General features: G+C 68.0%; 16 protein-coding genes. 9 read left to right on the top strand and 7 right to left on the bottom strand.

The window, feature by feature from the left end:
* Window positions 1-15: 15 nt before the first annotated feature.
* The 8 genes from WFK98_RS22590 (at window position 16) to WFK98_RS22625 (ending at window position 7,604) form a co-directional block, all read left to right on the top strand.
* Complete coding sequence (locus WFK98_RS22590; RefSeq protein ID WP_336801871.1) at window positions 16-1,188, top strand: sugar ABC transporter substrate-binding protein; 1,173 nt, start codon at window positions 16-18, stop codon at window positions 1,186-1,188.
* Complete coding sequence (locus tag WFK98_RS22595) at window positions 1,185-2,759, top strand: sugar ABC transporter ATP-binding protein (protein ID WP_336801872.1); 1,575 nt, start codon at window positions 1,185-1,187, stop codon at window positions 2,757-2,759. Before WFK98_RS22590 ends, WFK98_RS22595 begins: the two co-directional genes overlap by 4 nt.
* Window positions 2,756-3,769 (top strand): ABC transporter permease, encoded by a 1,014-nt coding sequence (locus WFK98_RS22600; RefSeq protein WP_336801873.1) that lies wholly within the window; start codon window positions 2,756-2,758, stop codon window positions 3,767-3,769. Before WFK98_RS22595 ends, WFK98_RS22600 begins: the two co-directional genes overlap by 4 nt.
* Window positions 3,770-4,171: 402 nt before the next feature.
* Window positions 4,172-5,080, top strand: a complete 909-nt coding sequence (locus WFK98_RS22605) for a LysR substrate-binding domain-containing protein (protein WP_336801874.1) — start codon at window positions 4,172-4,174, stop codon at window positions 5,078-5,080.
* Between the two features lie 159 nt (window positions 5,081-5,239).
* Window positions 5,240-5,728 (top strand): flavin reductase family protein, encoded by a 489-nt coding sequence (locus tag WFK98_RS22610; protein WP_336801875.1) that lies wholly within the window; start codon window positions 5,240-5,242, stop codon window positions 5,726-5,728.
* An 81-nt stretch (window positions 5,729-5,809) separates the two neighbouring features.
* On the top strand, window positions 5,810-6,331 hold the full coding sequence (locus tag WFK98_RS22615; protein ID WP_336801876.1) for a cupin domain-containing protein: 522 nt from the start codon (window positions 5,810-5,812) through the stop codon (window positions 6,329-6,331).
* 114 nt (window positions 6,332-6,445) lie between these two features.
* Window positions 6,446-6,841 (top strand): (R)-mandelonitrile lyase, encoded by a 396-nt coding sequence (locus tag WFK98_RS22620; protein ID WP_266341074.1) that lies wholly within the window; start codon window positions 6,446-6,448, stop codon window positions 6,839-6,841.
* A 25-nt stretch (window positions 6,842-6,866) separates the two neighbouring features.
* On the top strand, window positions 6,867-7,604 hold the full coding sequence (locus WFK98_RS22625) for an SDR family oxidoreductase (protein ID WP_336801877.1): 738 nt from the start codon (window positions 6,867-6,869) through the stop codon (window positions 7,602-7,604).
* A gap of 51 nt (window positions 7,605-7,655) precedes the next feature.
* Here the strand turns inward: WFK98_RS22625 and WFK98_RS22630 are convergent, their stop codons facing one another.
* The 3 genes from WFK98_RS22630 to WFK98_RS22640 form a co-directional block, all read right to left on the bottom strand.
* Window positions 7,656-8,213, bottom strand: a complete 558-nt coding sequence (locus WFK98_RS22630; protein WP_336801878.1) for a DsbA family protein — start codon at window positions 8,211-8,213, stop codon at window positions 7,656-7,658.
* A gap of 116 nt (window positions 8,214-8,329) precedes the next feature.
* Window positions 8,330-9,565, bottom strand: coding sequence for an HlyD family secretion protein (locus tag WFK98_RS22635; RefSeq protein WP_266341071.1), 1,236 nt, complete (start codon window positions 9,563-9,565; stop codon window positions 8,330-8,332).
* Complete coding sequence (locus WFK98_RS22640; RefSeq protein ID WP_336801879.1) at window positions 9,562-10,077, bottom strand: hypothetical protein; 516 nt, start codon at window positions 10,075-10,077, stop codon at window positions 9,562-9,564. Before WFK98_RS22640 ends, WFK98_RS22635 begins: the two co-directional genes overlap by 4 nt.
* 328 nt (window positions 10,078-10,405) lie before the next feature.
* Between WFK98_RS22640 and WFK98_RS22645 the strand changes: the two genes are divergently transcribed.
* On the top strand, window positions 10,406-11,080 hold the full coding sequence (locus WFK98_RS22645; protein ID WP_336801880.1) for an HAD-IA family hydrolase: 675 nt from the start codon (window positions 10,406-10,408) through the stop codon (window positions 11,078-11,080).
* A 34-nt stretch (window positions 11,081-11,114) separates the two neighbouring features.
* Here the strand turns inward: WFK98_RS22645 and cyoD are convergent, their stop codons facing one another.
* The 4 genes from cyoD to cyoA are packed head-to-tail and all read right to left on the bottom strand — an operon-like array spanning window position 11,115 to window position 15,184.
* Window positions 11,115-11,501: a cytochrome o ubiquinol oxidase subunit IV gene (gene cyoD / locus WFK98_RS22650; RefSeq protein WP_266341068.1), complete on the bottom strand. Its 387-nt coding sequence runs from the start codon at window positions 11,499-11,501 to the stop codon at window positions 11,115-11,117.
* The gene (locus tag WFK98_RS22655; protein WP_336801881.1) at window positions 11,498-12,196 is read right to left on the bottom strand and encodes a cytochrome c oxidase subunit 3; all 699 of its coding nucleotides are present in this window, start codon (window positions 12,194-12,196) and stop codon (window positions 11,498-11,500) included. The genes cyoD and WFK98_RS22655 overlap by 4 nt, the downstream gene beginning before the upstream one ends.
* The gene (gene cyoB, locus WFK98_RS22660; protein ID WP_336801882.1) at window positions 12,193-14,196 is read right to left on the bottom strand and encodes a cytochrome o ubiquinol oxidase subunit I; all 2,004 of its coding nucleotides are present in this window, start codon (window positions 14,194-14,196) and stop codon (window positions 12,193-12,195) included. The genes WFK98_RS22655 and cyoB overlap by 4 nt, the downstream gene beginning before the upstream one ends.
* A 1-nt stretch (window position 14,197) precedes the next feature.
* Complete coding sequence (gene cyoA, locus WFK98_RS22665; RefSeq protein WP_336801883.1) at window positions 14,198-15,184, bottom strand: ubiquinol oxidase subunit II; 987 nt, start codon at window positions 15,182-15,184, stop codon at window positions 14,198-14,200.
* Window positions 15,185-15,393: the final 209 nt, after the last annotated feature.

The raw sequence follows: 15,393 nt of genomic DNA on the forward strand, positions 1-15,393 counted from the left end.
ACGGATCTCCGCATCATGTCCGCGACCTTGCCTCGGTCTCCTTCCACCCGCGCCCGGCTGCTGCGGCTCGCCGCCGCGATCGTCGCGCCCGCGCTGCTTATCGGCGCGGCGGCGGGCGCGCGCGCCGACGACGCCGCCACGGCCAAGGCGGCCGCCGAGGCGGCGAAGATCGTCGAGGCGCATCGCGGCACGCCTGAATTCTGGGCGCCGCCGGCCTTCGATGCCACGCCGGCGCGCGGCAAGACGGTCTGGTGGATCTCCGACTACAAGACCAACATCCTGAAGCAGTGGGCGCTGCAGGGCGAGACGGCCGCGGCCGAGGCGGGGCTGAAGTTCCACCTCTATGACGGCGGCGGCTCGGTGCCCGAGCAGGTGCGCGGCTTCGAGCTCGCCATCGCCGCCAAGGCCGATGCCATCGTGCTCGGCACGGGCTATCCGGCCGTCGCCTTCACCGCGCAGGTGGCGCAGGCGAAGGCGGCCGGCATCCCGGTCTTCTCGATCAACAGCCATCCGCTCGGCCCGGACGCGCCGCCGCGCGTCGACGGCCACGTCGCCGACATCTCCTATGACTACCCGGCGGCCGGCCGGTTGCTGGCCGACTGGTTCGTCGCCGATTCCGGCGGCAAGGGCCACGTCCTCCTGGTCGACATCACCGGCCTGCCGAGCGCCGGCTGGACGCTGGACGGGTTCCGCGCGGAGACGAAGCGCCTCGGCGTTCCCGTCACCATCTCGGAGGCGGCGACCAGCCTCGGCCCGTCGGTGCAGACCGACCTCGCCAATCTGGCCGGCACGTCGCTGCTGCGCGATCCGTCGATCGGCTACATCATCCCGCCCTTCGACGATTTCGCGCTGTTTATCCAGACCGGCCTTTCGCAGGCCGGCGCTTCCGGCGCCAAGGTGAAGACGGCCGGCTTCAATGCCGTGCTGACCCAGGTCGGCAACCTGAAGCGCGGCGGCACGCAGCTCGCCATCGATCTCGGCGGACCGAACCAGTGGTTCTCCTACGCCGTCATCGACAATGTCCTGCGCGTGCTGTCCGGCCAGCCGGCGATCCACGACTACCGGATCGGCTACAAGGTCTTCGATCACGAGAACACGCAGTCGATCGATGCCACCAGGGAGGTCGCCACCGACTGGTATGGCGTCGATTATGGCGCGCGGTTCAAAGAGCTCTGGGGCGCGAAGTGACCGTCGCCGGGCTTGCCGTCGACCACGGCGCGGGCGGGACGCCGGCGCTGCGCCTCGCCGGGGCGACCATGGCCTTCGGCGGGGTGACGGTGCTGCGCGATGCGGCGATCGGCCTCGGGCGCGGCGAGATCCGCGCCCTCGTCGGCAAGAACGGCTCCGGCAAGTCGACGCTGATCAAGATCCTGTCCGGCTATCATCGCCCGCAGCCGGGCGCCGTGCTGGAGATCGCCGGCCAGCGCTACGCGTTTCCGATCCGGCCGGAGCGGCTTCGCGCCGCCGGCCTTTCCTTCATCCACCAGGATCTCGGCCTCGTTCCCGAGGCGAGCGTGCTCGACAATGTGCTGGTCGGCCGCTTCGCCGGCGGACGGGTGGCGCCGATCGGCTGGCGCGGCGAGCGCGAGCGGGTGCGCCGGGTGCTGGCGCGCTTCGAGCTCGACGCGCCGCTCGACCGGCCGGTGCGGCTCCTGTCGCCGGTCGAGCGCGCCTTCGTCGCGATCGCGCGCGGCTTCATCGACGCCGAGGCGCAGGGCGGCGTGCTCGTGCTCGACGAGCCGACGGCGTTCCTGCCGCAGGAGGATGTCGGCCGCCTGTTCCAGGCGATCCGCGGCCTCGCCGCCTCCGGCCAGGCGATCCTCTATGTCAGCCACCGGCTCGACGAGATCCTCGACCTGACCCACACCGTCACCGTGCTGCGCGACGGCAACATCGTGCATGACGACGTCACGGCCAACCTCACCGAGGACGAGCTCGTCCGCCACATCCTCGGCGAGGACGTCCGCACCTTCTATCCGGCGCTCGCCGCCGCGAAGGCGGAACCGGCGCTCGCCGTCGACGGCCTTTCCGGCCGTGGCGTCGCGGACGTCTCGTTCGCGTTGAAGAAGGGCGAGATCCTCGGCGTCTCGGGCCTGGCCGGCGCGGGCTGGGAGACGCTGCCCTATCTGCTTTCCGGCGCCACGCCGGCCCGCGCCGGCACGATCCGCACCGAGGCGGGCCGCACGGACGCCGCCGCCCTGCGGCCGGATCGCGCCCGCCGGCTCGGCATCGCGCTCTTGCCGGCCGACCGCCAGAAGGCGAGCGGCGCGCAGGCGCTGTCGCTGCGCGAAAACGCCAGCCTGCCGGTGCTCGGCCGCTATTTCCGTCGTGGGCTGATGCGGCGGGGCGCCGAGCGCGCCGCGACCGCCGAACTGCTGCGCAGCTTCCAGGTCCGCCCCGCCATTCCCGAGGCGCCGCTCCGGACGCTTTCCGGCGGCAACCAGCAGAAGCTGCTGCTCGGCAAATGGATCCAGACCAAGCCCGGCGTGCTCGTGCTGCACGAGCCGACGCAGGGCGTCGATGTCGGCTCCAAGCAGGACATCTTCCGGAAGATCGAGGAGATCGCCGCCTCCGGCGTCGCGGTGATCCTCGCCAGCGCGGAGAGCGAGGACCTGGCGCGTCTCTGCCATCGCGTGCTCGTGCTCCGGCGCGGTGCGGTCGCCGGGATCCTGGAGGGCGACCAGCTCTCCGAAACCGCCATCAACGATCTGAGTTTCCGCGGCCACGGCGCAGGCGGGGCAGCTGGAGGTACGCAATGACCGACGATACCATCGCCATCGGCCGCCCCACCGGCGGCACCTTCGCCTTCGCGCGCGGCCTGCTCGATTTCGAGCGCTACGGCCTCGTCTATGTCTGGCTGCTGCTGATCCTCGTGTTCAGCCTGTTCGTTCCGTCCTTCTTCCGCCTCTCGACCTTCCAGATCATCCTCGGCTCGCAGGCGACGCAGATCATCGTCACCCTCGCCGTGGTGGTGGCGCTGCTCGGGGGCGAGTTCGATCTTTCGGTCGCGAATGTCGTGGCGGTGGCCGGCACGGCGACCGTGACGCTCAACACCGATTTCGGCTGGCCGATCGGCATCACGCTCGTCGCCGTGCTGGCGGCGGCGATCGCCTTCGGCGCGCTGAACGCCTTCGTCTCGGTGGCGGTCGGGGTGCCGTCGATCATCACCACGCTCGGCTCCGGCACGCTGCTGATGGGCCTTTCGACCGGCTGGGCCGGCTCGGCGCCGCGCGGCGGCGTCGATGGCGGCTTCGTCGCGCTCGCCTCCGCGCCGATCTTCGGCCTGCCGCTGTCGATCTACACGACCTTCGCGATCGGCATCGCGCTCTACTACGTGCTGGAGCACACGCCGCTCGGCCGCGCCTTCGTCTTCGCCGGGCAGAATGCCGAGGTCGCGCGCCTCGCCGGCATTCGCGTCGACCGGCTTCGCGCCGCGTCGCTGGTCTGGTCGGCGGTGTTCTCGGCGCTGGCCGGCATCCTGCTGGTCGGCATCACGGGCGCCTCGGTGCCGGCCGTCGCCAGCGGCTACCTGCTGCCGGCCTTCGCCGGCGCCTTCCTCGGCAGCACCGTGATCCGGCCGGGCCGCTTCAACGTGCCGGGTGTCTTCGTCGCGATCTATTTCCTCGTCACCGGCGTCACCGGCCTGCAGCTGCTCGGCTATACCGGCTGGGTCAACGACGTCTTCTACGGCGCCTCGCTGGTGATCGCCGTGCTTCTGACCCAGATCGTGGCGCGCCGGCGGCGCAACCGGGCATTGGCCGGCGGCTGATCCGACGCCGAAACGGATCCTTGCCAGGGCGCTTCGTCGTTTCGCGCGAAACGGGAAGCGCCCTGCCGCGTTTCAGAACGGGGCGTTCCGGTCCGGCACGACGATTTTTCAGCAGTCGTCCGTAGTCGTTCGCGCCCGGTTCGCTGGAAAACTATGTCCCGGTCCCGCGATCATTTGGTAATTCTTCCGTTACATCGGCTATTCTTGATAAATTCTCATAGGATCGTGTCAATTAACAAAATTGACCTCAATCAGGATCTCTCGTCTATTGGCGCGGCTCAACGATCGGGGCGAGATCTCGTCCTTGGGGCCGATCGTCCAGCCGGGGCCCGCCGGCGACCACGGCGCCGGGTAGTTCCTTTGGGAACGCTCGCCGCTTCTTCCGTTCGACAGGGATGACCCATGCGCCTGCCGCCCAATCTCGACATGGATGTGCTGCGCAGCTTCGTGCTCGGCATCCAGCTGAACAGCTTCGCCCAGGCGGCGCAGCGCATCGGCCGGTCTCAATCGGCGGTCAGCCTGCAGATGCGCAAGCTGGAACAGCAGGCGAATTGCGAGGTATTCCGCAAGAACGGCCGCGGCCTGCAGCTGACCGAGGTCGGCGAGACGCTGTTCCGCTATGCCCAGCGCATCCTCGAGCTCAATGACGAGGCGATCAGCGCCGTCGATCGCTCCGACATGTCCGGCCGGATCTCGATCGGCATGCCGCCCGATTTCGCCGAGACCTGGCTGCCCGGCGTGCTCGGCCGCTTTGCGCGGGTGCATCCGAACGTGCTGGTCGAGGCGCGGGTCGATCGCGGCGCGACGCTGCTGGAGGATCTCGGCGCCGGCCAGATCGATCTCGTCCTGCTCTGGGGCGACACCCAGGCCGAACCCAACCGGCCGGGGCGGAGCCTCGCCGAGTTTCCGATCGTCTGGGTGGGGCCGGAAGGTTTTGATCCCGACGCGGCCGATCCGCTGCCGCTGGTGATGATGGGCGCGCCCTGCATGTTCCGCTCCGCCGGCATGTCGGCGCTCGACGCCGCCGGCCGGCCATGGCGCCTGGCCTTCACCAGCACCAGCCTCTCCGGCCTCTGGGGCGCGGTGACCGCCGGCCTCGGCGTCACCATTCGCACGCCGGAGGGCATTCCGCCACATCTGAGGATCCTGCGCCATCCGTCGCTGCCCGATCTCGGCCGCACCCGCCTCCGGATCCACACCACGGCGAGCCCGTCGCCGCCGGTCAAGCGCTTCACCTCGATCCTGGAGGAATACATGTCGATCCATTTCGCCAAGACCAACCTGCTGCCGCGCCTCGCCGCCGTCGGCTGAAGGGGGCAGGGCCGTCGGGCTTCGCCGCGCCGGCCTTGCATTGGAACCGCTGCCGCGCTGCACTGCGCGGACCCGCCGCCGCCGGGACCCGGCACCGAACTTCAGGGAGACCCAAGCCATGTCCGAACCCTTCCGCCAGCCTCGCCCGGGATCCGGCGCATGACCGGGCAGGCCGCGATCGATCCCGGCACGTTCTGGAAGGTGCTCGGCGAGCGCGCCATCGGCATGACGCTGGTGACGACGACAGGCAGCGAGGGGCCGATCGGCTTCATTGGCCTTTCGGCCGCGCATGTCTCGGCCTCGCCGCCGACCCTGCTCGTCTCGCTCGACCACAAGACGGCGGCGCGTGCGCCCATTTTGGAACGGCGCCATTTCGCGGTTCACTACCTAGCCCGCGAGCATCAGCCGCTGGCCGAGCTCTTCGCCGATCGGCAGAGCGACCGGGCGGCCCGCTTCGCCTCGCCGGACTGGTCCACCCTCGGCACCGGCGCGCCGGTGCTGAAGACGGCGCTCGGCGTCTTCGATTGCGCCGTGACCGACGTGGTCGAGCGCGAGAACACGACGGTCGTCTTCGGCCGGGTAGTCGACTGGCTCACCCGCGGGAACGGCGATCCGCTGATCTATTTCCGCGGAAAACACCTGGCGTGATCGGCCACCGGCCGTCGGGCACGCCACGCGGCCGCCGCTATCCCTTTCCCGCTTGCGGGACCCTGTTCGAAAGGACCCACCATGAGCCACGACAGCCACGGTCACACGCACGACCATGACGCCCATCCCGATCACGACCATGGCTCCGGGCGCTGGAAGCATGACGGCGTGCGCGTGATCAAGGGCGACAAGCTCGATGCCAACACCGCCCAGACGCCCGGCATGCTGCGGCAGGCGGCGATCAACCAGGCCCGCGTCGGCGCGCAGAAGATCTGGGCCGGGACGGTGCGCATCGAGCCGAACGCCAAGACCGGCGTCCACCATCACGGCGAGCTCGAAAGCGTGATCTATGTCGTCAGCGGCCGGGCGCGCATGCGCTGGGGCGATCGGCTCGAATATGTCGCCGAGGCGGAGGCGGGCGATTTCATCTTCGTGCCGCCCTTCGTCCCGCACCAGGAAATCAACGCCGACCCGACCGAGCCGCTGCAATGCGTGCTGGTGCGCTCGGACAATGAGGCGGTGGTGGTGAACATCGATACGGTCGACCCCGTCGAGAAGCCCGAGGCGGTCTACTGGGTCGACCCGATCCACAAGCACCCATAGCCGACGCGGGGGGCGGATCCATCGCCTCTCACGATGGCGTGCGGGTCATACCTAGCCAGCCGCCGGGTGGCGCCTTAGGTTTTCCCTCACCGTCATCCGTCGAGAGGAACGACCATGGAAATCAGACGATCCGGCTCCCAGCCCTCCGGCAAGGGACCGGCGGATTGGTTCACGGGCAGCGTGCGGGTCGACCCGTTGTTCAACGGCTTCGATCCGGCGCGCGTGCAGGGGGCGCATGTCACCTTCGAGCCCGGGGCGCGGACCGTCTGGCACACGCATCCGCTGGGGCAGACCCTGATCGTCACCTCGGGACGCGGCCTGGCCCAGCGCCTCGGCGGCCCGGTCGAGACCATCCTGCCGGGCGACGTCGTCTGGTTCCCGCCCGGCGAAAAGCACTGGCACGGCGCGGCGGCGACCACCGGAATGACGCATATCGCCATCCAGGAGGTGCTCGACGGCAAGGTCGTCGACTGGATGGAGCCGGTCACCGATACGCAATACGGCGGCTGAACGCCTTTCGTCCGGGAGGAACGCCATGACCCAGAACATCGCCAACAAGGTCGTCGTGATCACCGGCGCCAGCAGCGGCCTCGGCGAGGCCGCTGCCCGCCAGCTTGCCAGCCATGGCGCCAAGCTCACGCTCGGCGCGCGCCGTGTCGACCGGATGCGGGCGCTCGCCAGCGAACTCGGCATTGGCGAGAAGGCCGCATTGGAAACCGACGTCACCGACCGCGACCAGGTCAAGCGCCTGGTCGATCACGCGGTGGCGCTGCACGGCCGGATCGACGTCATCATCAACAACGCCGGCCTGATGCCGAGCTCGCTGCTGGAGCGGCTGAAGGTCGACGAATGGGACCGGATGATCGACGTCAACATCAAGGGCGTGCTCTACGGCATCGCGGCGGCGCTGCCCTACATGCAGGCGCAGAAGAGCGGCCACGTCATCAACGTGGCGTCGGTCGCCGGCCACAAGGTCGGGCCGGGCGGCGCCGTCTATTCCGCCACCAAGCATGCCGTGCGGGTGATTTCGGAGGGGCTGCGCCAGGAAGTGAAGCCCTACAACATCCGCACGACGATCATCTCGCCCGGCGCGGTGGCGACCGAGCTGACCCATACCATCACTGATCCGCAGGTGAAGGCGGGGATGGACAAGACCTACGAGCTGGCGATCCCCGCCGATTCTTTCGGTCGGGCGGTCCTGTTCGCGATGAGCCAGCCCGACGACGTCGACATCAACGAGATCCTGTTCCGCCCGACGGCGCAGGTCTACTAGCACCACCAGCGCAGGTTCGGGCGAGGTTCCGCCCGTGCCTGTCCGAACGACTCAGCCGACCAGCTTGCGCACCCAGGCGGAGACCTCGTCACCGCTGCTCATGTCCGCCTGCACCAGCCCGTCGATCAGGAAGGTCGGCGAGACGTGAATGCCGTTCTGGCGGGCATATTTGCAGTGCCACTTCACCTCGCGGTCGAGGTCGGTAATGGCGAAGGCAGCCTTGAGGGGCACGCCGCTATAGGCTTCCATCCGCTCCAGGATCTGGTTCGGCGTTGTGTCGAGGTTCGGGCCGCCGCAATGATGGTCGAACTCGAACTCCTCGCGATGCGCGCCGACGGCGGCCATGACCTTCTTCGCCGTCTCCTTGCCGCCCGCAAGCGTCGACGCCGCGACGATGGCGCGGGTGATCACGCCGGAATAGAGGTGCCAGGGCTGCGACTGCAGGCGGATCTTGATGGTGATGCGGTCGGCGCCGGCCTGCTCCAGCAGCGCGTCGAGCTTGCCGAAGGCCCGCATCGAATAGGGACAGGTCGGCTCGAGGAAGACCTCCAGCACGCGCGGGCCCGTGCCCCAGGTCAGCGGATCCGCCTGCCAAGTATTGCCAGTCATGCGACGTCTTTCCCTGCTCGAGATAAAGTCATGCAGCCTTGGTTATCCGCCCGGACAGGGTGCGGTCAATCGGCGGCGACGGAGGACGTTCGCCACCGGACGAAGGGGGGCGCGCTTCAATGACCGCCGGAGAACACCAGCGTTTTGAAGGGCAGCACCAGGGCCTGGATCCGCAGCACGATGGCGTGGACCACGCCGACCGTGTCGACGACATGCAGGGCGATCGATTCGAACGTGCCGACGTCCTTCTCGGCCAGCCGGTCGTGATTGTCGGTATAGGCGTTGACGAGGCAGGTGCTGCCCGGCGGAATGCCCTCGAAGCCGCTCTCGTAGAGGGGTTCGAGATAGGCGGTGATCGTCCCCGGCTGCGCGACCTGCTGGACGTCGATCAACTGGTCGGATGCCCGGATCTGGCCCGAGGCGATCAGGCCCTGGACGTTCGACACCACCATCGGAATGATCTTCAGCGGATTGGTGACGCAGGAGGCTTCCGCCAGCATGCCGCGGCGGATGACCTGGGCCTCCAGCTGGTTGAAGCCGGCGATCAGCCCCCATTGGCCGGCCTCCGACGGGATGAGGACGCCGGCGGGGCGCATCAGCGGGTTGACGATGTCGCCCTTGCGAAGGGTGAACTGCTCCAGCCGGCCGTCGACGCCGGCCCGGACTGTCGTCTTGTCGAGATCGACCTGGGCCTCGGCGGCCTGGGCCCTGGCGCTCTCCTGCTGCGCCGGCAGGACCGAGGCGATCTGCGTCTCGGTCGTCTGCTTGCTGGCGACCGCCGCGGCCACCGCGGCCTGGCGACCATTGGCGATGTTCTGCAGCCGCTCCACTTCGCGCGGCGCCACCGAGGGAGAGCCGCGCGACAGCAGCGTCGTTTTCGTCTCCAGTTCGTCGAGGGCCTGCTGATAGGCGCTCTGCGCTTCCTGGATCTGCGCGTCCTGGACCACCAGCTGGGATTTGGCCAGCGTGATCGCCGCGTCGACCTCGGCGAGCCGGCGTTGCGCCGTCTCCAGCGCCGCCGTCTGCTTGGTGCTGTCGAGCAGGAAGATCGGCTCGCCTGCCTTGACGGTGTCCTGGACCGAGACCAGCACCTTTTCCACCCGGCCCGATCCCTCGGGCAGGATCGGGACCGTCCGATAGAACGAGATGGCGTTGGTCGCCGAGGGGTGGAAGTAGAGGATCATCGTGAACAGGGCGATGGTCAGGAAGACGCAGGCCGTGATGCCGTATCGAAGCTCGAACCAGATCGAATAGAGCGTGATCTCCCGGCCGAGCCGCTTGCCCTGGACGAAGCGGCGAAAGAGATAGTCGGGAAGGATCGTGACCAGCGAGCAGAGAAGCAGCTCGATCATGTTTCGCGTCCCTTGTCCGGACCTGCGTTCCCGTCCGTTTCGATCGCCGCTGCCGCGGGGGCTTCCGGTCCCCTGGCCGGGGGCGGCGGTTCCGGCGCCGGACTGGCCGAGACCGCGCCGGCGGCGGGAGGCGGCGGCGCGTCGGGCGGGGCATTCCTGCGGCGCCAGCCGGCGATGTGGGAGAGCGAATTCGCCATGCCGGCGAATGGCGTGTACAGGTCCGGGATCGGAATCAGCGCCAGCAGCAGGGCTGCCACCCAGAACGTCGTGTTGTGGGTAAACAGCCCGAGCAGGGCAAGCACCGCCACCACCTCGAACTGGAGCTTCCCGGCATTGCCATGCGCGATGTGCTCCGGCAGCGCGTGCAGCCGGAAATAGAGGGTGCCGAGGGCGAACAGCAGCACGACCAGGAAGATCGCGCAGCCGATCAGGAAATAGTCCGGCTGGCCGGGCTCGGTGATGAATATCGGCAGGATATGCGGTGCGGCCGGGTGAGTCGGGAACGAAGACATGCATGCCTCCCAGTCCGAATCTCGATCGGACGATGTGACCCTTGCGCAGCGCACCGAAATATGGCCGGCGGTTGCCGGGCCGCAGGTTCGGGGCCGTCCGAAAGCCAATCCTTATCCAATTTCGCGGCGCTCTCAAGAGAGACCGCGATCGAAACTTCCGTAACGTCGCCCGGAGGTCCCTTCGGGGCCGGGGGCGGGCGCGCTGCCTCGGGCGAGCGCAATTTCCGCTTGTGGGGCTGACAGCGGCGCGCGGCGCGGTTAAGGGTCGCTGCGACGGGTCCCGGTGCCGCGCTCGGCCGCGCCGCCGTATTTCATCATGAGGGTTTCGATGACGACTGATGCGCTGTTCGGCGGACGATCCTTTGCCGCGTTCCTGTTCGACATGGACGGGACGTTGCTGACCTCGATCGAGGCGGCCGAGCGCGTCTGGTCGGACTGGGCGCGCCGGCAGGGGCTCGACGTCGAGGCCTTCCTGCCAACGCTGCATGGCAAGCGCGCCATCGACACGGTGCGCCAGCTTGGTCTGCCCGGGATCGATGTCGAGGCGGAAGCCGAGGCGATCCTGCAGGCCGAGATCGACGACGTCGACGGCGTGCGCGAGATAGGCGGCGCGGCGGGCTTCCTCTCGGCGCTGCCGCCGGATCGCTGGGCCGTCGTCACCTCGGCGCCGCGCCTGCTCGCCATCCGCCGGCTGGAGGCGGCCGGGCTGACGCCGCCGGCCGTGTTCGTGACGGCAGACGATGTGACGATCGGCAAGCCCGAACCGGATTGCTACCTGCTCGCCGCCAGCCGGCTCGGCGTCGCGGCGTCGGATTGCCTGGTGTTCGAGGACGCGCCGGCCGGCATCGAGGCGGGCGAGCGGGCCGGGGCCAGCGTGCTGGTCATCCAGGCGACGCATACGGCGCCGGCGGCGACGGTTCATCCGGGCGTTGGCAGCTATGACGGCCTGCGGGTCGCGACCGACACCGAAGGTCGGCTGATCCTGGAGCGCGAGGCCGGCTAGGGTCCGCGGGCGCGCGGCCGCTCCGGCGCGGCCCTCACATGTTCTGCATCTGCTCCATCATCTGGGCCGGCATCAGGTTGTGGTTGAGGTTCGCCATGATCCAGAGCGAACCGGCCAGCACCAGGAAGACGATCAGCACGCCGAAGGCCAGCGCCAGCACGTTGTTGGTGCTGTCCGGCGAGGTCGTGATGTGCAGGAAGAACACGAGGTGGACGCCCATCTGGGCGATCGCCAGCACGACGAGGCCCATGGCGATGCCGGGTCCCCAGAGCAGGTCGGATTTGGCGACGTAGAAGGAGATGGCGGTCAGGAGCACGGCGAGGATAAAGCCGACGAGATAGCCGCGCACGCCGCTCGCGATCGTTTCCGAGATCTGTTCCTCGCCGGGGGCGACGTCGTGCTGGTCGGGATGTGCGGTCATGACGTCGTTCCGATCAGGTAGACCACGGTGAACAGCGCGACCCAGATGATGTCGAGGGCGTGCCAGAACAGGCTGAAGCACATCAGCCGGCGCAGGATGCGGGGATGGAAGCCCTTGACCGCCACCTGCGCCATCATCGTGCCGAGCCAGAGCAGGCCGGAAAAGACATGCAGGCCGTGCAGCCCGACCAGGGCGAAGAAGGCGGAGAGGAAGGCGCTGCGCGTCGGGCCGGCGCCTTCGGCGATCATGAGCGCGAATTCCTGCACTTCGAGCACGAGGAAGACCAGGCCGAGCAGGCCGGTGGCCAAGAGGCCGATCTGGGTCCAGAGATGGTTGCGGACCTGGCTGGCGATCATGGCGAGGCCGCAGGCGAAGCTCGACGTCAGCAGCGCCGCCGTCTCGATCGCCACGCGCGTCAGCCCGAACAGCTCGTGTCCCGTCGGGCCGCCGGCCGTCGCGTCGACCAGCACCGCGTAGGTCGCGAAGAAGGCCGAGAACATGACGATGTCGCTGAGCAGGAAGATCCAGAAGCCATAGGCGACGACGACTCGCTTCGAGGCCGGACCGCCCTCGCCATGGCCGGTGGCGTCGTCGCCATGGTGGCCGTGACCATGACCATGGCCGTGGCCGGGAGCGTGGGGGTGATGTCCGACCCGGTAGGGGTCCGTGCCGGGGCTGACCGCGACGTCGCTCATGCCGGTTGCCTCAGGGTTGCGAGCGCTTCCTCGCGCTGGCGCCGCCGCTCGCGGTCGAGGCGAGCCACCTCCTCGGCCGGGATCTCGTATTCATCGACATCGCGCCAGGCGAAGACGACGAAAGTGGCGAAGGCGCCGACCAGGCCGAGCAGCACCATCCACCAGATGTGCCAGATCAGCGCGAAGCCCATGATCGTCGTGAAGAAGGCGGTGACGACGCCGGTCGGCGAATTGCGCGGCATCTCGATCGCCTCGTAATCCGGCTCCTGGACCAGTCGCTGTTCGGCGAGCGCCCGCTGCTTGATTCCCCAATAGGGCTCCTCGTCCTCGACATTCGGCAGCACGGCGAAATTGAAGGCCGGCGGCGGCGAGGTGGTGGCCCATTCCAGCGAGCGGCCGTCCCACGGATCGCCGAACACGTCGCGCAGCCGGTTGCGATCGCGGATGCTGACAAAGAGCTGCGCCGCCTGGGCGACGATGCCGGCGAGGATGAACAGCGCGCCGACGGCGGCGAGCAGAAGCCAGGGCCGCCATTCCGGCACGTCGTAATGCTGCATGCGCCGCGTCATGCCGAGCAGGCCGACGACGTAGAGCGGCATGAAGGCGAGGTAGAAGCCGACGATCCAGAGCCAGAAGGCGAGCTTGCCGAGCCTCTCGTCGAGAGTGAAGCCGAAGGCCTTGGGGAACCAGTAGGTATAGCCGGCGAAGGCGCCGAACAGCACGCCGCCGATGATCACGTTGTGGAAGTGGGCGACCAGGAACAGGCTGTTGTGGACGAGGAAATCGGCCGGCGGCACCGCCATCAGCACGCCGGTCATGCCGCCGATGACGAAGGTCACCATGAAGCCGACCGTCCACAGCACCGGCGAGGTGAAGCGGACGCGGCCGCCATACATGGTGAAGAGCCAGTTGAACACCTTCACCCCGGTCGGCACGGCGATGATCATCGTGGCGATGCCGAACACCGCGTTGACGTTGGCGCCGGCGCCCATGGTGAAGAAGTGATGCAGCCAGACCAGGAAGGAGAGCACGCAGATCGACATCGTCGCCAGCACCATCGAGCGGTAGCCGAACAGCGGCTTGCTGGAGAAGGTCGAGATCACTTCCGAGAAGATGCCGAAGACCGGCAGGACGAGGATGTAGACTTCCGGATGGCCCCAGATCCAGATCAGGTTTACATACATCATCATGTTGCCGCCGGCTTCATTGGTGAAGAAGTGGAAGCCGAGGTAGCGGTCGAGCGCCAGCATCGCGAGCGTGGCGGTCAGCACGGGAAAGGCGGCGACGATCAGCAGGTTGGAGGCGAGCGAGGTCCAGCAGAACATCGGCATGCGCAGATAGCTCATGCCGGGCGCGCGCATCTTCAGGATGGTCGTGACCAGGTTTATGCCGGTCATCAGCGTGCCGGCGCCGGATATCTGCAGCGCCCAGATGTAGTAGTCGACGCCGACGCCGGGCGAATATTGCAGCTCCGACAGCGGCGGATAGGCGAGCCAGCCGGCTTGCGAGAATTCGCCGACGACGAGCGAGACGTTGATCAGCAGCATGCCCGAGGCGGCGAGCCAGAAGCTGACGGAGTTCAGCGTCGGGAAGGCGACGTCGCGCACGCCGAGCTGCAGCGGGATGACGACGTTCATCAGCCCGATGACGAACGGCATCGCCACGAAAAAGATCATGATCGTGCCGTGGGCGGAGAAGATTTGGTTGTAGTGCTCGGGCGGCAGGTAGCCCTGCGACTGGAACGCCACGGCCTGCTGCGTCCGCATCATCAGCGCGTCGACGAAGCCGCGCAGCAGCATCACCATCGCCATCAGCGTGTACATGACACCGATCCGCTTGTGATCGACGGAGGTGATCCATTCGCGCCAGAGATAGGGCACATGGCCCTTGGCCACGACCCAGACGAGCACGGCGAACGCCACCACGATCACCAGGGCGGAGGCGAGCAGCGGGATCGGCTGGTCGAAGGGGATCGCGGCCCAGGTGAGCTTGCCGAGCATCCTATCCCTCCTGCTTCGACGATAGGGACGCCGGCATCATGGAGTGCGGCGCTTCGGCATCCGGCATTCCCGGCGTGGCGGGCATTTCGACTTTTGGCGCTTCGGCGCCGGCGGGCGCGGCGTGCATCGGACCGGTGGCGGGTCCGGGGCCCGGGGGGAGCTTCTGCGTCAGGATCGACCGGAAAAGCTCCGGCGAACCGAGCTTGTAGATCGTCGGCGGCACGTTCTGGGTCGGATGCGACAGCGCGATATAGGCCGCGTCGTCGAGCACTTTGGTCGATTGCTGCGCCGTCTGCGTCCAGCTCGCGAAATCCGCCGCCGGGATGGCGCGGACAGTGAAGTGCATGCCGGAAAAGCCGTTGCCGCTATAGTTGGACGACAGGCCGTGGAACTCGCCGGGCTCGTTCGCCAGCAGGTTCAGGTTCGTCCGCATGCCGTTCATCGTGTAGATCATGCCGCCGAGCTGCGGCACGAAGAACGCGTTCATCACCGAGGACGAGGTGAGCTCGAAATGCACCGGCGTCGCGGCCGGGATGACCAGCTGGTTGATCGTGGCGATGTTCTGCTCGGGGTAGATGAACAGCCATTTCCAGTCGAGCGAGACGACCTGCACCTCGAGCGGCTTGACGTCGGCGACCAGCGGCTTCGGCGGGTCGAGGTCATGCGAGCCGATCCAGGCGATGCCGCCGAGCAGCACGATGACGAGGATTGGAATGGCCCAGACGATCAGCTCGACCTGGCCGGAATAGACGAACTCCGGCTGGTATTTCGCCCGCGTGTTGGAGGCGCGGAACCACCAGGCTACGCCCAGCGTGACGAGGATGGTCGGGATGACGATCGTCAGCATGATCGCCACCGAATTGACCAGGATCAGCTTCTCGGCATGGCCGACCGGCCCCTTCGGGTTCAACACGCCGATGCAGCCGCTCAGGGTCAACGCGACACCCGCCAGGGCAACCCATCTGAGGCCGGCGTTTCGGCGTCGCATCCACTCCGTCATTCAAGCGCTCCCGTGCTGTTGCGTGCGTGGGATCGGTCCGGAAGGCAGACAAACGGCATCTGGCTCGGCGCTGACGGGGCGCTGGCATGAGGCCACATAGGGGGCGGCCTTCGACCGGCAAGGGAGATGCGCCGCGTGTCGCAGGGCGTCGTCCTGACCGATAGCGCTTTCTTGCCGCGAACCGCTTTCCACCCGGC

The sequence above is a fragment of the Kaistia sp. MMO-174 genome, from assembly GCF_037147815.1.
GTDB lineage: Bacteria > Pseudomonadota > Alphaproteobacteria > Rhizobiales > Kaistiaceae > Kaistia > Kaistia nematophila.

Coding starts and splice junctions, on each gene's coding strand:
- WFK98_RS22590 (WP_336801871.1), top strand. CDS start 16: ATGTCCGCGACCTTGCCTCGGTCTCCTTCCACCCGCGCCCGGCTGCTG.
- WFK98_RS22600 (WP_336801873.1), top strand. CDS start 2,756: ATGACCGACGATACCATCGCCATCGGCCGCCCCACCGGCGGCACCTTC.
- WFK98_RS22605 (WP_336801874.1), top strand. CDS start 4,172: ATGCGCCTGCCGCCCAATCTCGACATGGATGTGCTGCGCAGCTTCGTG.
- WFK98_RS22610 (WP_336801875.1), top strand. CDS start 5,240: ATGACCGGGCAGGCCGCGATCGATCCCGGCACGTTCTGGAAGGTGCTC.
- WFK98_RS22615 (WP_336801876.1), top strand. CDS start 5,810: ATGAGCCACGACAGCCACGGTCACACGCACGACCATGACGCCCATCCC.
- WFK98_RS22620 (WP_266341074.1), top strand. CDS start 6,446: ATGGAAATCAGACGATCCGGCTCCCAGCCCTCCGGCAAGGGACCGGCG.
- WFK98_RS22625 (WP_336801877.1), top strand. CDS start 6,867: ATGACCCAGAACATCGCCAACAAGGTCGTCGTGATCACCGGCGCCAGC.
- WFK98_RS22630 (WP_336801878.1), bottom strand. CDS start 8,213: ATGACTGGCAATACTTGGCAGGCGGATCCGCTGACCTGGGGCACGGGC.
- WFK98_RS22635 (WP_266341071.1), bottom strand. CDS start 9,565: ATGATCGAGCTGCTTCTCTGCTCGCTGGTCACGATCCTTCCCGACTAT.
- WFK98_RS22640 (WP_336801879.1), bottom strand. CDS start 10,077: ATGTCTTCGTTCCCGACTCACCCGGCCGCACCGCATATCCTGCCGATA.
- WFK98_RS22645 (WP_336801880.1), top strand. CDS start 10,406: ATGACGACTGATGCGCTGTTCGGCGGACGATCCTTTGCCGCGTTCCTG.
- cyoD (WP_266341068.1), bottom strand. CDS start 11,501: ATGACCGCACATCCCGACCAGCACGACGTCGCCCCCGGCGAGGAACAG.
- WFK98_RS22655 (WP_336801881.1), bottom strand. CDS start 12,196: ATGAGCGACGTCGCGGTCAGCCCCGGCACGGACCCCTACCGGGTCGGA.
- cyoB (WP_336801882.1), bottom strand. CDS start 14,196: ATGCTCGGCAAGCTCACCTGGGCCGCGATCCCCTTCGACCAGCCGATC.
- cyoA (WP_336801883.1), bottom strand. CDS start 15,184: ATGCGACGCCGAAACGCCGGCCTCAGATGGGTTGCCCTGGCGGGTGTC.